Here is a 19,278-nt window from a genome sequence, read left to right as displayed (position 1 = left end):
GACTCCATGTTCCGCTACTTCCCCACCAACTACGTCTGGAACCTCTCCGTCGACCTCGCCATCGAGATGGGTGCGCGCATCGGCGAGATCGAGGAGATGTGCGCGCCGCTGCAGGACGCCGCGAAGCAGCCCGACGCCGCCGGCACGCAGGCCTTCCGCGAGACCTGGCAGAAGATGGCCGACAAGCTGTGCGAGCTGGCCGAGGAAGACGAGGCGCGCGGCCGCCTGCTCTCGGCCGGCGAGAAATACAACCGCGCCTCCACCTACCTGATCACCGCGGAGCGCCTGCAGGCGCACGGCGCGCCGGGCCGCCTGGCGCTGTACCAGCGCTTCCTGGAAGTGTTCGCGCGCAGCCTGAGGCTGTCGCGCGAGAACTGCGAGCGCGTCGAGATCCCCTACGAAGGCAAGGTGCTGTCGGCGCTGTACGTGCGCGCCGAGGGCGTGGAAGGCCGTGCGCCCATCCTGGTGCAGGTCAACGGCCTGGACTCGACCAAGGAAATGAAGTACCGCGTCGGCCTGCCGGCCTGGCTGGCGAAGCGCGGTGTCGCTTCGCTGGTGGTGGACCAGCCCGGTACTGGCGAGGCGCTGCGCCTGCACGGCCTGCAGGCCCGCTACGACAGCGAGCACTGGGCCAGCCGCATCGTCGACTGGCTGGAGCAGCGCGGCGACGTGGACCCCAAGCGCATCGGCCTGGAAGGCGTGTCGCTGGGCGGCTACTACTGCCCGCGTGCCGTGGCCTTCGAGCCGCGCTTCGCCATGGGCGTGGTCTGGGGCGCCAACCACGACTGGCGCGACGTGCAGAAGAAGCGCCTGGCGCGCGAAGGCAGCCTCCCGGTGCCGCACTACTGGGAACACGTGCGCTGGGTGTGGGGCGGCAAGGACAACGAGGAGTTCATGCAGATCGCCGAGAAGGTGCACCTGGACGGCATCCTGGACCGCATCAAGGTCCCCTTCCTTGTCACGCACGGCGAGAAGGATTCGCAGATCCCGCTGCAGTGGGCGCACCGCACGTACGAGCAGCTGGTGAACTCGCCCAAACGCGAGCTGAAGGTCTTCACCGACCGCGAAGGCGGCAAGCAGCACTCCAGCTTCGACAACAGCATCAACGCCGGCCACTACATCGCCGACTGGGTCGCGGAGACACTCGGCGGACGCACCGCCTAGCCATGCGCTACCAGCGGCTGGACCTGAACCTGCTGACCGCGCTGCGCGCGCTGCTGGCGGAGCAGAACGTGACGCGCGCGGCGCAAGCCATGCACATCACGCAGCCGGCCATGAGCGGCATCCTGGCGCGACTGCGCGAGTACTTCGGCGATCCGCTGATCACCCAGGTGGGCCGCAAGATGGAGCTGACGCCGCTGGCGCGCAGCCTGGTCGGCCCGATCAACGACCTGCTGGTGCGCATCGACGCCACCTTGGGCATCAAGCCGGAGTTCGAGCCGGCCAGCACGCGGCGGCGCTTCACCATGGTCGCTTCCGACTACGTGGTCAACGTGCTGCTGGTGGACGTGCTCCGGCGCGTGCACCAGGCGGCGCCCGGCATCACCATCGAACTGCGCCAGCCCGCCCGCGAAAGCGCCGTGCAGCTGGAGGCGGGCGAGATCGACCTGCTGGTCACGCCGGAGGTCTTCGCTTCCGGCAGCCACTCCGCCGTCAACCTGTTCGACGATGGCTATTGCGCGGTGGTGGACCGCGACCATCCCGAGGTGGGCGACAGCATCGGGCTGGCGCAATATCTCCAGCTGGGGCACGTGTGTTACGAGAGCCTCGGCAAGCCCTTCTTCGAATCCTGGTTCGACCGCGCGCACGGCGAGATCCGCCAGGTGCAGGTGGTAACGCCCACTTACAGCTTGCTGCCGCAGCTGGTGGCGGGCACGCGCCTCGTCGCCACGCTGCACGCGCGGGCGGCCGCGCGGCTGGACCCCAGCCTGCCTTTGCGCCGCGTGCGGCTGGACTTCGCCGTGCCGCGGCTGACCGAGGTGCTGCAGTGGCACCAGGCGCGCGACCTCGACCCGGGCGCGCAATGGCTGCGGCAGCTGATCGTCGATGCCGCGGCGCAATTGCCTTCCCTTTCTTCCCTGGATCTTCCATGAAACCCATGCGCCGCGTGGTCACCGGGCACAGCCCGGCGGGCCTGTCCATCGTCACGCACAACGGCCCGCCCGCCAAGAGCGTCGCGCTGCCGCAGATTCCCGGAACCGTGTTCCACGAGATCTGGTCGACGGCGTCCACGCCTGCAACGGTAGGCAACGGCCCGGACCCGACCGAAGGCCCACTGTTGCTGCCGCCGCCCAAGGGCGGTACGCGAGTGCGCATCGTCGACATCCCGCCGGACACCGAGGACTTCCTGCGCAATGGCGCTCAGCGCATGCACGATGCCTTCGCTGGCATTGGCGACTCATCTGCATCGACCGTCCGTGCCGACTCGCCGCATCCGCTGATGCACCGCACCGAATCAGTCGATTACGGCGTGGTGCTGTCCGGCGCGATGACGCTGGTGCTGGACGACGGCGTGGTGGAACTGCAGCAGGGCGACGTCGTCGTGCAGCGCGGCACCAACCACGCCTGGGCGAACCGCAGCGGCGAGACGTGCCGGATGATGTTCGTGCTGATCGACGGTCAGTACGACGACGGCGTCACGCCGGCACGTTGAGCATGACTTCCCTCTTCGACCTGAAAGGCCAGGTGGCCCTCGTCACCGGCGCCGCCAGCGGGCTGGGCCTGGCCATTGCCGATGCGTTGGCGCAGCACGGCGCGCAGGTCGTTCTGGCGGACATCGATGCCGCCAAGTGCGAAGGCGCGGCGCAGGAGCTGCAGGCGCGCGGCCTGCAGGCCAGCGCCCTGCCCTTCGACGTTTCCGACCAGGCGCAATGCGAAGCCGCGGTGGACCAGGTGCTGGCGCGCTTCGGGCGCCTCGACACGCTGGTGTCCAACGCCGGCATCGAGGGCCCGGTCGGGCCGATGCGCACCGGCAGCGCGCGCGACTGGAACCGCGTGCTGGGCATCAACCTGCTGGCCGCCGTGTGGCTGACCTCGCGCGCGATTCCCGCGATGGCCAAGGCCGGCGGCGGCAGCGTGATCCTGGTCGCCAGCATCGCTGCCCTCCGCGGCACCAAGGCGCTGGGGCCTTATGGCGTCAGCAAGGCCGGCCTGGTGCAGCTGGCGCGCAGCCTGGCGGTCGAATGGGGCCCGGACCGCGTGCGCGTGAACGCGATCTGCCCCGGCCTGGTGAAGACGCCTTTCGCCGAGCAGTTGATCGCCGACGCGAAGTTCATGGAAAAGCGCATGGCCGCCACGCCGCTGCGCCGGCCCGGCCTGCCGGAGGAGATCGCCGGCGTCGCCGTGATGCTGGCCGGGCGCGCCGGCGGCTTCCTGACGGGGCAGGCCCTGGTGGTGGACGGCGGGACCGTCATCAGCGACGGCAGCTGAAGCACCGGGCCACAATGGGGCCGTGCAAAGCATCCTCGACCCCAAGTGGCAGGTCTTCGTCAAGGCGGCAGACCTGGGCAGCGTCTCCGCCGCGGCGCTGGCGCTGGAGCTGCCGCTGTCGGTCGTCAGCCGCCACATCGCGCAGTTGGAACGCGAAGCCGGCGCCCGCCTGTTCCGCCGCACCGGCCGCGGCGTCGTCCTGACCGAGTTCGGCCAGGAGGTCTATCCGCGTATCGTCATTCTGCTGCGCGACGCCGAGCAACTGGCCGACGAAATGCGCACGCGCAAGGGCCTGCCCATGGGCGACGTGCGCTTCGGCATGCTGCCTTCGATGGTGCCGGTGCTCGCCGGCCGCCTGTTCACCGAAGTGCGCAAGCAATGGCCGCAGGTGCGGCTGCACCTGACGGAGGGCTCCAGCGTGCAGCTGGAAGACTGGCTGGTGCAGGGGCGGCTGGACCTGGCCATCCTGCTGCGCGAAGGCGCGGAGCAGCCCGGTGAGGTGGTGCTGGAACGCATCGCGCTGTACCTGGTGGTGCCGGCGTCGCATGCCTTCGCGAAGCGCAAGTCGATTCCCTTCGACGAGGTGGCGACGCTGTCACTGGTGCTGCCCAGTGAACCGCATCCCTTGCGCGCCCGCCTGTCCGCATTGGCGCGCGAGCGCGGCCTGTCGCTGGTCGCGGCGCTCGAAGCCAACTCAATCCGCCTGCAGCACGAGATGGTGGCCTGCCGCGGCGGCTTCGCCATCACGGCCAGCTCGCTGGCGCCGCACGACACCCGCCGGCTGGCGACGATTCCCATCGTCAAGCCGGCGCTCGATCGCACGATCGTGCTCGCCACCACCACGCATCGGCCGCACACGCTGGCGACACGTTCGGTGGCGGAGTTGATCCGGACGCTCGCGACGCCCTTGCTGAAGTCGTAATCTTCCCCGCTCGCGGTGTCGATGTAGGGTGCGCAGCTCTGCTGCGCACCGCGCGCGGTCTTCCTCGTGCGGTGCGCAGCAAGCTGCGCACCCTACAAGGCTATCGACAACGAGGGCGAGGTTCCCTCCCGCAGCAAAGCTGCTTTCCAGCAAGCCCAGTCGTCCCACCCGCCCCCTCTCCCTACGATGCATTGGCAAAGTACAGGAGACAGCCTTGGGCCATTCCGACGCGGCGCTGCAGGTGCCGCCCACCCTTTTCCTCACCGACGCCGACGTCGCCGCGCTTGCCGACTGGCGCGCCGCCATCGACGCCCTGCGCACGGCCTATTCCGCCCCGATCGCGCCCGCCATGGTGCCGCCCCGCTCGATGGCCCGCGGCGACGGCCTCTGGCTGCGCGGCATGACCGCCGTGTCGCCGAGCGGCAAGCACATGGGCTGCAAGCTGATCGCCGCCTCGATCAAGGGCAAGCGCGCCAGCTACCTGGTCTCGCTGTTCGACCTGGCCACCATGGGCCTCGCCGCCCTGATCGACGGCAACCGCATCACCGGCATCCGCACCGCCGCAACCGCCGCGGTCGCTGTCGATGCGGCCGCGCCGCGCCGCGCCCTGAAGGTCGCCGTCATCGGCTCCGGCTTCGAAGCGCACGGCCTGCTCACCGCGCTGGCCGCGGTGCGCACCATCGCCTCGGTGAAGGTCTTCAGCCCCACGCTGGCCAGCCGCGAGAAGTTTGCCGCCTCGTTCGCCGAGCAAGGCATGCAGGTCGAAGCCGCCGCCAGCGCGCAACAGGCCTTGGCTGGCAGCGACGTGGTGCTGTGCGCTGCGCGCAGCCGCGACGAAAGCCCGGTGCTGCTGGGTGAATGGCTGGAGCCCGGCATGACCGTGGCCTCCATCGGCTCCACGCTGCCCGAGCAGCGCGAGGTGGACACCGGCGTCATCGCCCGCGCCGCGCTGGTCGTCACCGACATGCCGGAAGAAGTGGCGCACGACACCGGCGACATGCTGGCCGCCACGCGCGCCGGCGTCGACTTCAGCAAGAAGCTGGTCGACCTGCCCGCGCTGGTCTCGGGCCAGGCTCGCCGCGACCCCGAGGCGATCGTCGTCTACAAGTCCGTCGGCTCCGCGCTGCAGGACGTGATCACCGCCGAAATGCTGCTGGCCCGCGCGCGGGCCCAGGGCCTCGGCTCCGAAATGGCCTGTTCGATCCAGCCGATCGTCAAGTAATTCTCCAAGGAAACACCATGCCCGCTTACCAGAAGAAAGACGCCCGCGCCTGGGCGCGTGAACACCTTGTCGGGTGCTCCGCCGTCACCATCCCCAGCTACTCCGCCGACCAGAAGCGGCTGAACGAGAAGGGAATCCGCCATGACGTCGCGCTGGCCCGGAAGCTCGGCTACTCCTACACGCTTCTGTGCTCGGAAGTGGCGATCACGCCCGAGGAGAACGCGCAGTTCACCGCCTGGGCGCGCGACACCGCCGGCGGCCAGTTCGGCCTGTTCTTCCACGCCGCCTTCGGCACGCTGGCCGAGAACATCGAAGCCGCACAGCTGGCCGAGAAGGCCGGCGCCGACATCGTGCTGCTGTCGTACCCGCCCCAGTTCTGGCCCACGACCGAGCAGGAGATCTACGACTACACCAAGTCCTTCTGCGACGCGACCAACCTGGCCGTGATGCTGTTCCCGATCCCGCTGTGGGGCTTCGAGCGCGTGCACCCGGCCGGCATCTCCGTGCAACTGGTGCGCAAGCTGCTGCAGGACTGCCCCAACATCGTGGCCATCAAGTCCGAGCAGGGCTTCCCGCTGCCCGCAGGCCTGTGCGAGATGTACCACCACTTCCGGGACGAGGTGGTGATCAGCAGCCCGATCGAAGGCGACGCCATCCCGCTCATGAGCCTGATGAAGCTGCAGTTCTCCGGCACCAGCAACACGCAGTGGATGTCCGACTACTACCCGCGCGCCTTCGACCTGGCGCGCAGGGGCGAGTGGGAAGCCGCGATGGAGCTGTACTGGAAGGTCAACCCCGCGCGCAACGCCAACGGCGCCGCGGCCGGCAGCTATGCGCCCGGCACCGGCGTGCTGAACCGCTCCATGTGGAAGTACCAGGACTGGCTGGCCGGCTTCAACGGCGGCCCGCTGCGCGCGCCCGCGATGCGCGTGCCCGATCGCTTCATGAAGTCGCTGCGCCAGGGCCTGGTGGCCTCCGGCCTGCCGGTCACCTCCGACCCGGACAGCGCCTTCATGGTGGGACGCCACCCATGCTGAAGCAGCTCAAGGACCCCACGCTGCTGCGCCCCGCCGCCTTCGTCGGCGGCGAGTGGATCCACGCCACCTCGCACGGCACGTACGCGCTGCGCAACCCCGCCGACGACAGCGTGCTGGCGGAGCTGCCGCGCTTGCGCGAAGCCGAGACGGCGCACGCCGTCGAAGTGGCGCACCAAGCCTTTCTCGGCTGGCGCAAGACCACGGCCAGGTACCGCTCCGAAATCCTGCGCCGCTGGTACGAGATGATGGTGCAGCACAAGGACGACCTCGCCACGCTCATCACGCTGGAAGAAGGCAAGCCGCTGGCTGAAGCCAAGGGCGAGATCGACTACGCCGCTTCCTTCCTGCAGTGGTTCTCGGAAGAAGCCAAGCGCGTGCGCGGCGACGTCATTCCGGCGCCGCGCGACACCGCACGCATCGTCGTGCTGAAGCAGCCCATTGGCGTCTGCGCCGCCATCACGCCGTGGAACTTCCCGGCGGCGATGATCACCCGCAAGGCCGGCCCGGCGTTGGCCGCCGGCTGCAGCATGGTGGTGAAACCGGCAAGCCAGACGCCGCTGACGGCGCTGGCGCTGGCCGAACTCGCGCAGCGCGCCGGCGTGCCGGCCGGCGTGTTCAACGTGGTCACCGGCAACGACACGCGCGCGATCGGCGGCACGCTCACCGGCCATCGCCTGGTGCGCAAGGTCACCTTCACGGGCTCCACCGAAGTCGGCCGCGTGCTGCTGCAGCAGTCGGCCGCGACCATCAAGAAGTGCTCGATGGAACTCGGGGGCAACGCGCCCTGCATCGTGTTCGACGACGCCGACCTGGAGCTGGCCGTCGAAGGCGTGCTGAACGCCAAGTTCCGCAACACCGGCCAGTCCTGCATCGCCGCCAACCGCGTGCTGGTGCAGGACGGCATCCACGACGCGCTGGCCGAACGCCTGGCCCGGCGCACCGCGCAGATGAAGGTGGGCAACGGCCTGGAAGCCGGCGTGCAGATCGGCCCGCTGATCGACAGTGGCGCGGTCGCCAAGGTGGAAGAACACCTGCGTGATGCGATTGCCGGTGGCGCCAAGGTGCTGGCCGGTGGCAAGCGCCATGCGCTGGGCGGCTCGTTCTTCGAGCCCACCGTGCTGGCCGGCGTGCGCGGCGACATGGCGATCGCGCGCGAGGAAACCTTCGGCCCCGTGCTGCCGCTGGTGCGCTTCCAGACCGACGACGAAGTCATCGCGATGGCCAACGACACCGAGTTCGGCTTGGCCGCCTACCTGTTCAGCCGCGACGCGGCGCGCATCTGGCGCACCGCGGAGCACATCGAGTCGGGCATGGTCGGCGTCAACTGCGGGCTGATCTCGAACGAAGTCGCGCCTTTCGGCGGGGTCAAGCAAAGCGGCCTGGGCCGCGAAGGCTCGCACTACGGCATCGATGAATTCCTGGAAACCAAGTACCTGTGCTGGGACGGCCTGGCGCCGGCTTTCGCCTAGGCAACAATCGAACACGGAGACAAGCATGAAGCAATACTGTCGCGCCTTCCTGGCGCTGGCCCTGGCCGCCGCCGGCGGTCTGGCCCTGGCGCAACCCGCCGTGATCAAGGTCGTCGTCCCCTTCCCCGCGGGCGGCGCCACCGACCAGGCCGCGCGCATCTTCAGCGACAAGATGTCGCAGTTGCTGGGCCAGACCTTCATCATCGACAACCGCCCCGGCGCGGGCGGCCGCATCGGCATCGACGCGGTGATGAAGTCGCCGGCCGACGGCACGACGCTGCTGTTCACGAACTCCAGCTACGCCATCCTGCCGGTCATCGAGCCCAAGCTGCCCTTCGACGTCCTGAAGGCGCTGGTGCCGGTGGGGATCGCCGCGCATTACAGCCTGCAGATCGTCACCCGCCCCGGCATCCCGGCCAACACGCTGCCCGAGTTCATTGCCTACGCGAAGAAGAACCCGGGCAAGCTGAGCTACGGCAGCGCGGGCATCGGCAGCGGCGCCAACTTCGCCGGCGAATATTTCAAGGCGCTCAGCGGCACCTACCTCGTGCACATCCCCTACAAGTCGACCAGCGCGGCGCTGAACGACGTGGCCGGCGGCATGGTGGACCTGGCCTTCGACGGCGCGGCCAAGCCGCTGATCGATGCGGGCCGCGTCAAGCTGCTGGCAACCACCGGCGAGAAGCGCGACCTGCGTTTCCCCAACACGCCGACGGCGGTCGAAGCCGGCCTGAAGGGCTTCGTGCAGCAGTCCTGGGCCGGCTACCTCGCGCCCGCCGGCCTGCCCGTGCCGGTGCTGGACAAGCTGAACAAGGCACTGGTTGCAGCGGCCAATGACCCCGCGGTGCAGAGGAAGCTGCTGGACATGGGCATGACGCCGCAAACCAGCGGCACGCCCGCCACGATGGGCGCGGAGATCCGCAACGAGCTGCTTCTTTACCGCAACATCGCGAAACAGGCGAAGCTGCAGTTCGACTAATTCACGCCTGGTGCCGCCGGCGCGGCGCGTTCCGGTCCGGCTGGCCGGCCGATCCTCCAGAATGGAGGCTTGCGGCCACCAGGCCCGGGACCGACCTTGTTGAACGAAGTCACCCTCGACAACTGCGCGAACGAACCGATCCACATCCCCGGCGCGGTGCAGCCCCATGGCTGCCTGCTCGCGCTGCGCGAAGGGCGGCTCGACTGCTGGAGCGCGAACCTGGGCCTGCTCCTCGCCGCCACGCCCGGCGCGGGCTTGCCGCTGGAAGCCTGTGGCCTCGCGCCGCCCGTGCTGGCCGGCTGCCTCGAACTCCTGGCCGACCTGCGGCTGTCGCCGGACATCCCGGTCTCGCTGCAACTGCCCTGGAACGGCACGGTGCTGGAAATGGTGGCCCACAGCCACGGCGGGCGCGAGTTCGTGGAGTTCGAGCCGCGCGTGGCGGCCGGATCGTCCATCGCGCTGCATAGCCGCGCCTACGAGCGCGTCAAGCGCGCGCGCACGCGCGAGCAGCTGCTGGGGCTGGCCGTGCAGGAGGTGCGGCGCTGGACGGGCTTCGACCGCGTCATGGCCTACGTGTTCCGGCACGACGACAGCGGGGACGTGGTGGCGGAGGATCGCGCGCCGCACATCGAGTCCTTCCTCGGCATGCGCTATCCGGCATCGGACATCCCCGCGCAGGCGCGCCGCCTGTACACGCTGAACACGCTGCGCCTCATCCCGGACGTCGAATACACCCCGGTTGCGCTCGTCCAGCGCGATGCGCAGCCGGTGGACCTGTCGTTCTCGGTGCTGCGCAGCGTATCGCCGATCCACGTGGAATACCTGCGCAACATGGGCATCCGCGCGTCGATGAGCGTTTCCATCGTCGTCGCGGGCAAGCTGTGGGGCCTGCTCGCCTGCCACCACGGCCAGCCGCTGCGCGTCCCCTACGAGGTGCGGCAGGCCTGCGACGTCCTGGCCCAGCTGGTCGCATCCGGGGTCCAGGCCATCGAGGGCCAGGAGACCGCGGCCAGGATCACCGAAGGCACGCGGGCCATCGGCGAACTGGCGGGCGACCTGCTGGTGGCCGGCGGCGACCCCCTCGACGTGCTCGCCCGCCACCAGCAGCCGCTGATGGCCATCCTGCGCGCCGAAGGCCTGGTGCTCACGCAGGACAGCCGCGTCATCGCGACCGGCGGCGTCACGACCGACGAGGCCGGCGCCATCGCCGGCCATTTCGCCACCGCGTCCCACGACGTGCGCCTGACCGATTGCCGGACGGACTGGCCCGAGCCCTTGCGCGCGCGCATCGGCCCCTGGGTGGGCGCGCTGGCCATCTGCCATGACGCGGCCACGAACGCCTGCGTGATCGCGCTGCGGCGCGAGCAGGTGAGCACCGTGCGCTGGGCGGGCAAGCCGGAGAAACAGTACGCCGAAGGTCCGAACGGCCCACGGCTGACGCCGCGCGGCTCCTTCGCCGAATGGCAGGAGACGGTGCGCGACAAGGCGGTGCCGTGGCTCGACGTGACGGTGCGGCTGGTGCGGCAGCTGCAGCACGAGCTGCGCCGCATCGCCGCGGTGCGCCATGCCGAAATGGAGTCCGCCCGCCAGAACCTGCTGGCGGTGCTGGGCCACGACCTGCGCGATCCGCTGCACGCGATGGCGATGCTGGCCGGCGTGCTGAAGGCCAAGGACGTCGAGGCCAAGATCGGCGAGCGCCTCGCGTCCACGACCGGCCGCATGCAGCGGCTGGTGTCCCAGGTGCTGGATTTCAGCCGGGCCGAGTCGGGCCAGTCCCTCGCCGCCGAAGCCAGGCTCGTGGACCTGAGCGCGCTCGTGGCGGACCTGGTGGAGGAAGCGCGCATCGGCCACCCCGGGGTGGAGATCCGCCTGGCGCTGCAGGACGGCGTGTTCGTGCGCGGCGATCCGGTGCGCATCGCGCAGGCCGTGGGCAACCTGGTGAGCAACGCCCGCCACTACGGGCAGCTGGGCCATGCCATCGAGGTCACGCTGCAAGCGCAGCAGGCGAAGGCGGACATCGCCGTCGCGAACGTCGCCCCGCCCATTCCGCCGGAGGTCGCCGCGGACCTGTTCGCGGCCTTCAAGCGCCGGCGCGACTCCTCGCTGGTGAACCGCACCGGCCTCGGTCTCGGGCTCTACATCACCTCGCGCATCGCGCAGGAGCACGGCGGCACGCTGGCCTATAGCCACGACGGCCGCCACGTGCGGTTCGAACTGCAGCTGCCCGTGGCCGAAAGCCTGGCCCGCGCCTAGCGGCGCGCTTCAATCCCGGTCCGGCGCGCCCAGCGGGAAGTAGTGCCGGTACGGCCGCCCGCCATCCACCGCCTTCGCCACCGAAGGCCGCGCCAGCAGGCGCGCGCGATAAGCACGTAGCAGCGGCATCGTCTCCGGAATCCGGTGTGTCCAGTCCGCATAGAACAGCGACGGCGCTGCAGCGCAATCGGCCAGCGTGAAATCCGGGCCCGCCGCCCAGGCCGGGCGGCCCGGCAGCAACTTCGCTTCCAGCCACTCATAGGCCAGCTGCAGCTTTTCCTCCGCGTGCGCACGCGCCTCCTTGCACTTCACATCGTCTCCGGTCAGCGCGCCACCGACGGCGTGCTGCATCGGGGTCATCACGTGCAGGTCGAAGAAGCGGTCGAGGAAGCGCACGTCCAGCGCCGCCATCGGGTCCGCCGGCAACAGCCGCACCGGGCCCGGATGCGCGAGCTGCAGGTACTCGATGATGATGCTGGTCTCCACGACCTCGCGCCCGCCGTCCAGCAGCAAGGGAAACTTGCGCAGCGGCCAGCGCTTCATCCAGTCCGCCATGTGCTCCGGCTGGTCCGGCTCGAGGCAGCGGAATTCGAACGGGATCGCGTTCTCGTGCAGCGCGATCAGGACCTTCTGCGTGTACGAGGAGAACGGGTGGCCGTAGAGGACGAGCGGCATCGTTGAGCTTCCGGTTGGGGGAGCTACCGAGCGTATCCGAATTGGCCTACAGTGGCGTTCCGCCCCACCACGAGGAAGCAGCCATGCCCATTCGCACAGCATCGTTGACCAAGCGGATCTCGGAGAACGGCCAGGCGCTGCATCGCGCCATGATGAGCCGTGGCGACGGCCAGGAGCCGTCCGCCGACGAGAAGGCGCTCGCCGAAGAGCGCCAGCACCTCAAGGAAGAGCGGGAAAAGCGCAAGGCGCAGGCGCTGGAGCCCAAGAAGAGCGCCGTCGACAAGCTGGTGCGCACGCATCACGCGCAGGCCAAGGAAAAACCCAAGGCCACCAAGGATGCGCACGACGCCATCAAGAAGCCCAAGGCCCGCCGTTCGCGCGCGGAGAAGCACGCCGAGCAGGCCGCGGCCGTGGAGGCCGCGCGCAATTCGCGCAAGAAGGCGCCGACGAAGTAGCTCAGTCGGCCTTCAGGCCCAGCCGCTTCACCAGCGGCTCCCAGCGGACCATCTCGGCGTCCATGACCTGGCGGGCGTCGGCGCTGCTGCTGCCGACCGCCGTGAGGTCGTGGCCCGGCAGCTTCGCGCGCAGCTCGGGCGACTGCATGGCCTCGCGCGACCGCTTCTCGATCTCGGCGAGCACGGCCGGCGGCGTCGCCTTGGGCGCCTGCAGCACCAGCCGGAAGCTCACGTCCAGGCCGGGCTGGCGCAGCGCCGTCGCGAGCGTCGGCACATCGGGCGCCAGCGGCGAAGGCGTCTGCGAGGACACGGCCAGCGCGACCAGCTTGCCGGCCTTGACCTGCGGCAGCACGGTGGGCGTCGCCAGGAAACCGCAGTCCACCTCGCCGGCCAGCACGGCCTGCGTCGCCGGCGCGGGGCCGCGGTAGGGGATGTGGTCCATGCGGACATGCGCCGCGTCCAGGAACATCTCGGTGGCCAGGTGGCCCGGCACGCCCGGGCCGCCCGATGCGTAGGTCACGCGTCCGGCCTTGGCCTTGGCCACCAGTTCGGCGACCGACTTCACGCCCACGGAGGGATGGCACACGAGCATCTGCGAGAAGCTCGCGAGGATGGTGACGTTGGCCAGGTCGCGTCGCGGGTCGAAGTTGCCCGACTTGTACACGTGCGGATTGACCGTCAGCACGGTGTCCGGGCTCAGCACCAGCGTGCTGCCATCGGCCTGCGCATTGGCTGCGGCCATGGCGGCCAGGCTGTTGCCGGCGCCGGGGCGGTTTTCCACCACCACCGGGTGCTTCACCAGCTTGCCCAGTTGGTCGGCGAACAGGCGCGCCGTGATGTCCGAAGGCGCGCCGGGCGGCGAGCCGACCAGCAGGCGCACCGGCCCGGCCGGCCAGGCCTGGGCCTGCGCGGCGCCGGCCGCGGTGGCCAGCAGGGCGATCGCGCCGGCGGCGCGCAAGTTTGCAACGATGTTCATGTCCTGTTTTCCTGCCTGTTCACTTCACTGCAGCAACTGGCCGCGCCGGTCGACCACGCCGATGTCCACCCACTGCGTGCCCACGTTGCCGCCGTTCGTGAAATCTTCCGGCAGGCCGCCCAGGTCGATTTTCAGCTGGCGCATCGCCGCGGCCACCTTCTCCGGCGTCGGCGCGGGACCGGCCTTGCGGATCGCCTCGACGGCCACGCGGGCCGCGACGTAACCCGTCAGGTGCGGGTTCGAAGGTTCGGACTTCGGCACGTACTTGCGCATGGCCGCGTGGAAGTCGCGCGTCAGCGAGGACTTTTCCGCGAAGGCGCTGGGCATCACCTGCGCCAGCCCCACGCCCACCGCCGACTCCAGCGGCGCCTTTTCGAGGATGGCTTCGGCCGGAACATAGGACATCGCGTACATAGGCGTGCGGTCGCCGCCCGCGCGCACGTCGCGCACCAGCGCGGCGCCGCTGTTGCGGACCAGGATCATCACGTAGGCCTGCGCACCGGTGGCTTGCAGCTTCTTCGCCGTCGCGGCCAGCTGCTCGCCCACCGGCGGCACCGCCACGCGGCCTGCGACGTCGACCTTCAGTTCGCCGACCGCTTCGTCGAAGTGGGCCAGCCCGCTCTTGCCCATCGGGTTGTCCTGGTAGGCCGTGGCGATGCGCGTGATGCCCATCGTGGTCAGGTGTTGCAGGATGTGCCGGATCTGCGCGCGGTCGCCCGCGTGCACGTGGAAGATCCACGGGCTGCCCGGCGTGCGCATGCCCTCGGCGCCGGGCGTGGCGCCGATCGCCGGGATCTTGAAGCGCTCGAGCACCTTGCTGGATTGCAGCGCCAGTACGTTTGCGGAACCGAACAGGTTGACGAAGGCCAGCGGCTTGTCGCGCTCGGCGATCACTTCGACCAGGCGCACGGTTTCCTCGGGCTTGTACTGGTCGTCCTCGTGCACGAACCGGATCTTCTGCCCGTTGATTCCGCCCTGGGCATTGACCGTTTCGAAATAGGCCAGCGCCCCTTCGTAGTTGCCGACGGCGGTGACCGCCAGCGGCCCCTTGGTGGGCGACACCTGGCCGATCACGATCTCGGCATGCGCGAGCGCGGACGCCAGCAGCGCCACACCCAGAGTAAAACTTCGTACCAACACGGCTGTCTCCCGCAAAATGCACGCGCGCCCCCTCGCCGGGGGCGCGCCTTGCGGGGAATCTTCCCGGCCGGGTTGATAGTTCATCTAATGAATCCACGAAAAACGTCGAATGAGTGTTGCGCTGCGTGATCCCCAGGCGCCGGACGACCTGCTCAATTACCGTTTGTTGCGACTGTTGGCGCTGGCGGGCGCGCCCGTCATCCGGCTGTGTGAAGGACGCTATGGCGTGACGCGGCGCGAGTTCCGGCTGCTGACCCTGGTCGTCGAAGCCGGCTCCATCTCGCCCTCGCGCCTGGGCGAGGTGGCGCACCTGGACGTCGCACGCTCATCGCGGGTGGTCGCCGCGCTGCTGAAGAAGCAGCTGGTGCGCCGCGAAGTGCAGGACGGCGACCGCCGCTTCGCCGTGATCGCGGCCACGCCCAAGGGGCTGGAGCTGCACCGCGAGCTGTTTCCGCTGATCGCGGAAGTGAACCGGCAGGTGGTGTCGGTGCTGGACGCCAAGCAGCTGGACGCGCTGGACGAAATCCTCACGGTCCTCACGCAACATGCGGACACGGTGAACCGCTCGATCTTCCTCGACGTCAGCGCCGACCGCGGCCGCGCGCGCGCGCGCGCCAGCGACGAGTCCTTGTAGGGTGCGCAGCTTCGCTGCGCACCGCGCGACACGTCGCCGCTCTTAGAATCCCGCGCCTGCATGTCCGCCCCTCCCGCCCTCCGCACCGCCATCCCCGCCCTGCGCACGCAGTTCTTCGTCGCCGGCGCCCTGTTCGCCACCTGGGGCGTGCACGTGCCCAACGTCAAGCTGCACTACGGCCTGGGCGAGCGCGCGCTGGCGATCGCCATGATGGCCGGTGGCATCGGCTCGGTCGTCGCGCTGCTGTTCGCGGGCAAGCTGCTGGCCCGGCAGGCGCCGCAACGCGTGATCCCGCTCATGGCCTGCATGGCAGCGGTGGCCATCGGCAGCCTGCTGCTGCCCTCGGCCTACGCATGGCTGCTGGTGCTGATGCTGGCCTACGGCGTCGCGGCCGCGCTGTTCGACGTGGCAATGAACGACGAGGCCAGCGCGATCGAGCGCGAGGCGAAGCGTCACTTGATGAGCGGCTTCCACGGCATGTTCAGCCTCGGCGGCATGGTCGGTGCCGGCGCCTGGAGCCTGCTGGCGCGCGCGGGCGTGTCGGTGCTGGAGCACCTGGCAGGAGCCGCCCTCGTACTGGCCCTGCTGGCGCTTTCGGCCAGTCCTTTCATGCTGCGCCTGCAGAGGCACGGCGCCTCGGGCGGCTCGCCCTTGAGCGTGCCGACCGGCCCCTTGCTCCTGCTGGGCCTGCTGGCGGCCATGGGCCTGATCGCCGAAGGCGCCATGTACGACTGGAGCGTGCTGTACGTGCGGCAGGACCTTGCCACGCCATCTGGCACCGCCAGCCTCGCCTACGCCAGCTTCAGCGCTGCGATGGCGGCCGGGCGTTTCGGCGGCGACTGGGTGCGGGCCCGCACCGCGCCGGTCACCCTGCTGCGAACGAGCGGCCTGGTCGCCGCGGCCGGCATGGCGCTGGCCCTGGCGACGCCGACGCCGTGGATCGCGCTCGCCGGCTTCGCGCTGGTCGGCCTGGGCTTCGCCAATGTCGTGCCCGTGCTGTTCAGCGCCGCCGCGCAGGTGCCGGGCATCGCGCCGGCGCACGGCATCGCCGCCGTGTCGTCCCTCGGCTATCTCGGCCTGATGGCCGGGCCGCCGATGATCGGTTTCATCGCGCAAGCGCGCTCGCTGGCGACGGGCCTGCTGGTGGTGATCGTCTTCGCGGTGATGGTCAGCGCGCTGTCACGGCGGGCCCTCGCCGCGCGGGGCTGATCGGGGCCGGCTTGCAGCCATTTCGCGGCCGGGCGAAGATGCCGACTTCGCTTCCCATTGCATCGAGAGTTCCATGATCGCCTGGCTGCGCCGCAATCGCGGTTTCCTGCTGTTCCTGATCGGCTTCGGCCTGTTCCGCACCGCCATCGCGGACTACAACCCCATTCCCTCCGGCTCCATGCGCCCCACCCTGCTGGAAGGCGACGTGGTGCTGGTCAACCGCCTCGCCTACGACCTCAAGGTGCCGCTGACGGATGTTTCGCTGGCGCGGCTGGGCGAGCCGCAGCGCGGCGACGTCGTCACCTTCCATTCGCCCAAGGACGGCGAGCGGCTGATCAAGCGCATCGTCGGCCTGCCGGGCGACGTCATCGCGATGCGCGACGAAGTGCTGTACGTCAACGGCAAGCCCTGCAGCTATTCGGAGACGCAGACGGTGCGCGAGCCGGTCGGCACCGAAGCCTGGACGGAAGCGGTCCGCGCGACCGAAGCCCTGCCGCACCGCGAGCACGCCGTGCAGTTCCTGCCCGCGGTGGCCGCGCGGCGCGACTTCGCCGCCACCGTGGTGCCGCCGGACCAGTTCTTCATGCTGGGCGACAACCGCGACGACAGCGCCGATTCGCGCTACATCGGCTTCGTGCCGCGACAGTTGCTGATCGGCCGCGCGCACCACCTGCTGGTGTCGGCCGACATCCTGGCCAGCTGGCAGCCGCGGTTCGGGAGGTTTGCGAAGGCGATCGAGTAGCGCCGCTACTGCAGCGCCTTGGCCTTCAGCTGCATGAACTCGTCCTGCGTGATCGTGTTGGCGTCCAGCAAGGCCTTGGCCGCGGCGATCTGGTCGGCGGGCGACTTGCCTCCCACGCCGCGGATGTAGGCATCGGTCTCTTCCTTCACCCGCAGCATGCTCGCCCGCTGCCGCTCGCCCATGCTCCGGCCGCGGGAGATGATGTAGATCAGCGCGGTGATCATGGGGAAGACGAACAGGCAGATCAGCCAGATCGCCTTGGCGAAGCCGCCCATCTGCGTGTCGCGGAACAGGTCACCGATGATCTGGAACAGCACGAGCAGGTAGAAGAGGAGGAAGAAGCTCCAGATCAGCAGTTGCACGAAGTCCCAGAAATTGCTCATTGCGTTTCTCCTGTTTGAAGGTGGACGTGGAACGGGGAATCAGGCGCCGCGCGCGGTGGCCTTGTGGGTCAGCGTGCGCAGGAAACCCAGCACGAAGCCGCCGGTGAACATGCCCAGCACGTAGACCCCGAGGACCATCACGGAGGTCGGCATCGTGGCCTGCATCGAGAACAGCGACACGGTCACCGAGTCGGTGTTCTGCACCTTGAACAGCAGCACCAGGGCGACCAGGACGACGGCCAGGGCGATGTAGAGGTAACGGGTCATGGCTTGCTTTCTTCCTTTCAAATGCTGATCGCGCCGTTGTGCAGCGCCACTGCGCCCGCGGCCGCGGCGGCCACGAGGACGAGGAACACAAGGAGCTCGGGCACGCTGAAGATGCGCGCGCCCTGCTCGCGCCGCGCCAGCGCATACAGCGCCGTCGCCGGCGCGTACAGGATGGCCGACAGCAGCAGGAACTTGAGGCCACCGGCCCACAGCATCGACGCGGCATACACGGTGGCCACGCCGCCGCGCCACTGGTCGCGCCGGCGCTCGTGCGGCGCCGACTCGTAGGTCTCGCCGGTCCACGCCAGCTTCAAGCCGTAGGCCGCCACCAGCAGGTAAGGCAGCAGCGTCATCGAACCGGTCATCTTCAGCGCCATCGTGAAGGCGTACTCGGCGAAGTTGGTCAGCACCAGGAAGACCTGGATGACGATGTTGGTGAGCCAGAGCGCCGCCATGGGCGCCTCGCGCGCGTTCTCGCGCGCCAGGAAGGCGGGCATCACGCCGTTCTTCGCGGCCGAGTGCATCACCTCCGCGGCCAGCAGCGACCATGACAGGTAGTTGCCCAGGACCGAGATCAGCAGCCCGACGCTGATGAAGGCGCGGCCCCAGGGCCCGACGATGGCCGCCATGATGCCGGCCAGCGCCGGCGTCGGCAGCGCCGCCAGTTCGGGCCGCAGCAGCACGCCGTACGAGAGCAGCGTCACCAGCACCAGCAGGCACAGCACGCCCAGGAAGCCCAGCACCGTGGCCGCGCCGACGTCCTCGCGCCGCCGGGCGTAGCGCGAATAGACGCTGGCGCCCTCGATGCCGACGAAGACGAACACCGTCACCAGCATCGTGCCGCGCACCTGCGCCGCCAGGCTCGTGTGGCCCAGCGCGTCATCGCCGCGGAAGTTGAGCACGAACACGTCGGCCTCGAAAGCCGCGGCGGCAACGACGATGAAGATCGCGAGCGGCACGAGCTTGGCGACCGTCGCGATGGTGTTCAGAGCCGCAGCCTGCTTGACGCCGCGCAGCACCAGCCAGTGCGTTGCCCACAGGAGCACCGAAGCCCCGGCGATCGCCGCCACCGTGGTGCCGTCGCCGAACACGGGGAAGAACTGCCCCAGCGTGGCCTTGATCAACACGAGGCACGCGACGTCCGCGAGGCACGCGCCCATCCAGTAGCCCACCGCGGTGGCGAAACCGAGGTAGCTGCCGAAGCCTTCGCGGGCATACGCATAGATGCCGGTGTCGAGGTCTGGCCGGCGCTGCGCCAGCGTCTGGAACACGAAGGCGAGCATCAGCATGCCGACGCCGGCGATCCCCCAGGCGATGATCGCGCCGAGGCCGCCGGTCGACTGCCCGAAGTTCGACGGCACGGCAAAGATGCCGGCGCCGACCATGGAACCCACCACGAGGCCGACCAGGGCGCTGCGGGACAGCTTCTGGTCTTGCCGAGCCACCATTGCCCCTCTCCACCTGCGCGTGGTTCTGGAAATTGTTA

20 protein-coding genes are annotated in these 19,278 nt (G+C 69.5%); 14 read left to right on the top strand and 6 right to left on the bottom strand.

Annotated elements, in window-relative coordinates; translation table 11 throughout:
- Positions 1 to 6: 6 nt before the first annotated feature.
- The 10 genes from HHL11_RS25425 (at position 7) to HHL11_RS25380 (ending at position 11,311) form a co-directional block, all read left to right on the top strand.
- Positions 7 to 1,164, top strand: coding sequence for an alpha/beta hydrolase family protein (locus tag HHL11_RS25425; protein WP_169421410.1), 1,158 nt, complete (start codon positions 7 to 9; stop codon positions 1,162 to 1,164).
- A gap of 2 nt (positions 1,165 to 1,166) precedes the next feature.
- Entirely contained in the window at positions 1,167 to 2,093 is a 927-nt protein-coding gene (locus tag HHL11_RS25420; RefSeq protein ID WP_169421409.1) for a LysR family transcriptional regulator, read from the top strand.
- On the top strand, positions 2,090 to 2,653 hold the full coding sequence (locus HHL11_RS25415; protein WP_169421408.1) for a cupin domain-containing protein: 564 nt from the start codon (positions 2,090 to 2,092) through the stop codon (positions 2,651 to 2,653). The genes HHL11_RS25420 and HHL11_RS25415 overlap by 4 nt, the downstream gene beginning before the upstream one ends.
- 2 nt (positions 2,654 to 2,655) lie before the next feature.
- On the top strand, positions 2,656 to 3,429 hold the full coding sequence (locus tag HHL11_RS25410; protein ID WP_169421407.1) for an SDR family NAD(P)-dependent oxidoreductase: 774 nt from the start codon (positions 2,656 to 2,658) through the stop codon (positions 3,427 to 3,429).
- Positions 3,430 to 3,451: 22 nt separating this feature from the next.
- A complete protein-coding gene (locus tag HHL11_RS25405; RefSeq protein ID WP_169421406.1) occupies positions 3,452 to 4,351 on the top strand; it encodes a LysR substrate-binding domain-containing protein in 900 nt (299 codons plus the stop codon).
- Positions 4,352 to 4,565: 214 nt separating this feature from the next.
- Entirely contained in the window at positions 4,566 to 5,573 is a 1,008-nt protein-coding gene (locus HHL11_RS25400; protein WP_205964647.1) for an ornithine cyclodeaminase family protein, read from the top strand.
- A gap of 17 nt (positions 5,574 to 5,590) precedes the next feature.
- Positions 5,591 to 6,610 (top strand): dihydrodipicolinate synthase family protein, encoded by a 1,020-nt coding sequence (locus tag HHL11_RS25395; RefSeq protein ID WP_169421405.1) that lies wholly within the window; start codon positions 5,591 to 5,593, stop codon positions 6,608 to 6,610.
- Positions 6,604 to 8,079: an NAD-dependent succinate-semialdehyde dehydrogenase gene (locus HHL11_RS25390; protein WP_169421404.1), complete on the top strand. Its 1,476-nt coding sequence runs from the start codon at positions 6,604 to 6,606 to the stop codon at positions 8,077 to 8,079. Before HHL11_RS25395 ends, HHL11_RS25390 begins: the two co-directional genes overlap by 7 nt.
- Positions 8,080 to 8,104: 25 nt before the next feature.
- Positions 8,105 to 9,058 carry a tripartite tricarboxylate transporter substrate binding protein gene (locus tag HHL11_RS25385; RefSeq protein WP_169421403.1) on the top strand — a complete coding sequence of 318 codons (954 nt, stop codon included), beginning with the start codon at positions 8,105 to 8,107 and terminating at the stop codon, positions 9,056 to 9,058.
- 99 nt (positions 9,059 to 9,157) lie between these two features.
- On the top strand, positions 9,158 to 11,311 hold the full coding sequence (locus tag HHL11_RS25380; protein WP_169421402.1) for an ATP-binding protein: 2,154 nt from the start codon (positions 9,158 to 9,160) through the stop codon (positions 11,309 to 11,311).
- 9 nt (positions 11,312 to 11,320) lie between these two features.
- Here the strand turns inward: HHL11_RS25380 and HHL11_RS25375 are convergent, their stop codons facing one another.
- Positions 11,321 to 11,986 carry a glutathione S-transferase family protein gene (locus HHL11_RS25375; RefSeq protein WP_169421401.1) on the bottom strand — a complete coding sequence of 222 codons (666 nt, stop codon included), beginning with the start codon at positions 11,984 to 11,986 and terminating at the stop codon, positions 11,321 to 11,323.
- 83 nt (positions 11,987 to 12,069) lie between these two features.
- On the opposite strand from HHL11_RS25375, the gene HHL11_RS25370 reads away from it, so the two are divergent.
- On the top strand, positions 12,070 to 12,441 hold the full coding sequence (locus HHL11_RS25370) for a hypothetical protein (protein WP_169421400.1): 372 nt from the start codon (positions 12,070 to 12,072) through the stop codon (positions 12,439 to 12,441).
- Position 12,442: 1 nt separating this feature from the next.
- Here HHL11_RS25370 and HHL11_RS25365 read toward each other — a convergent pair whose 3' ends face one another.
- The gene (locus tag HHL11_RS25365) at positions 12,443 to 13,417 is read right to left on the bottom strand and encodes a Bug family tripartite tricarboxylate transporter substrate binding protein (RefSeq protein ID WP_169421399.1); all 975 of its coding nucleotides are present in this window, start codon (positions 13,415 to 13,417) and stop codon (positions 12,443 to 12,445) included.
- Between the two features lie 24 nt (positions 13,418 to 13,441).
- A complete protein-coding gene (locus tag HHL11_RS25360) occupies positions 13,442 to 14,557 on the bottom strand; it encodes an ABC transporter substrate-binding protein (protein ID WP_169421398.1) in 1,116 nt (371 codons plus the stop codon).
- A 109-nt stretch (positions 14,558 to 14,666) separates the two neighbouring features.
- Between HHL11_RS25360 and HHL11_RS25355 the strand changes: the two genes are divergently transcribed.
- From HHL11_RS25355 to lepB, 3 genes are all read left to right on the top strand, one after another.
- Positions 14,667 to 15,191, top strand: a complete 525-nt coding sequence (locus HHL11_RS25355; RefSeq protein ID WP_169421397.1) for a MarR family winged helix-turn-helix transcriptional regulator — start codon at positions 14,667 to 14,669, stop codon at positions 15,189 to 15,191.
- A gap of 60 nt (positions 15,192 to 15,251) precedes the next feature.
- Positions 15,252 to 16,400: an MFS transporter gene (locus tag HHL11_RS25350; RefSeq protein WP_169421396.1), complete on the top strand. Its 1,149-nt coding sequence runs from the start codon at positions 15,252 to 15,254 to the stop codon at positions 16,398 to 16,400.
- Between the two features lie 73 nt (positions 16,401 to 16,473).
- Positions 16,474 to 17,142 carry a signal peptidase I gene (gene lepB / locus HHL11_RS25345; protein WP_169421395.1) on the top strand — a complete coding sequence of 223 codons (669 nt, stop codon included), beginning with the start codon at positions 16,474 to 16,476 and terminating at the stop codon, positions 17,140 to 17,142.
- A gap of 5 nt (positions 17,143 to 17,147) precedes the next feature.
- Here the strand turns inward: lepB and HHL11_RS25340 are convergent, their stop codons facing one another.
- From HHL11_RS25340 to HHL11_RS25330, 3 genes are read right to left on the bottom strand one after another with little or no spacing between them, the layout of a single operon-like run.
- Complete coding sequence (locus tag HHL11_RS25340; RefSeq protein WP_169421394.1) at positions 17,148 to 17,525, bottom strand: SHOCT domain-containing protein; 378 nt, start codon at positions 17,523 to 17,525, stop codon at positions 17,148 to 17,150.
- A 39-nt stretch (positions 17,526 to 17,564) separates the two neighbouring features.
- Positions 17,565 to 17,792: a lipopolysaccharide assembly protein LapA domain-containing protein gene (locus tag HHL11_RS25335; RefSeq protein WP_169421393.1), complete on the bottom strand. Its 228-nt coding sequence runs from the start codon at positions 17,790 to 17,792 to the stop codon at positions 17,565 to 17,567.
- A 17-nt stretch (positions 17,793 to 17,809) separates the two neighbouring features.
- The gene (locus tag HHL11_RS25330; protein ID WP_169421392.1) at positions 17,810 to 19,240 is read right to left on the bottom strand and encodes a basic amino acid/polyamine antiporter; all 1,431 of its coding nucleotides are present in this window, start codon (positions 19,238 to 19,240) and stop codon (positions 17,810 to 17,812) included.
- Positions 19,241 to 19,278 lie beyond the last annotated feature (38 nt).

Source organism: Ramlibacter agri (genome assembly GCF_012927085.1).
Lineage (GTDB): Bacteria > Pseudomonadota > Gammaproteobacteria > Burkholderiales > Burkholderiaceae_C > Ramlibacter > Ramlibacter agri.
The sequence above is the reverse complement of the archived record's forward strand: the minus strand, read 5'-3'. Positions and strand labels throughout refer to the sequence as shown.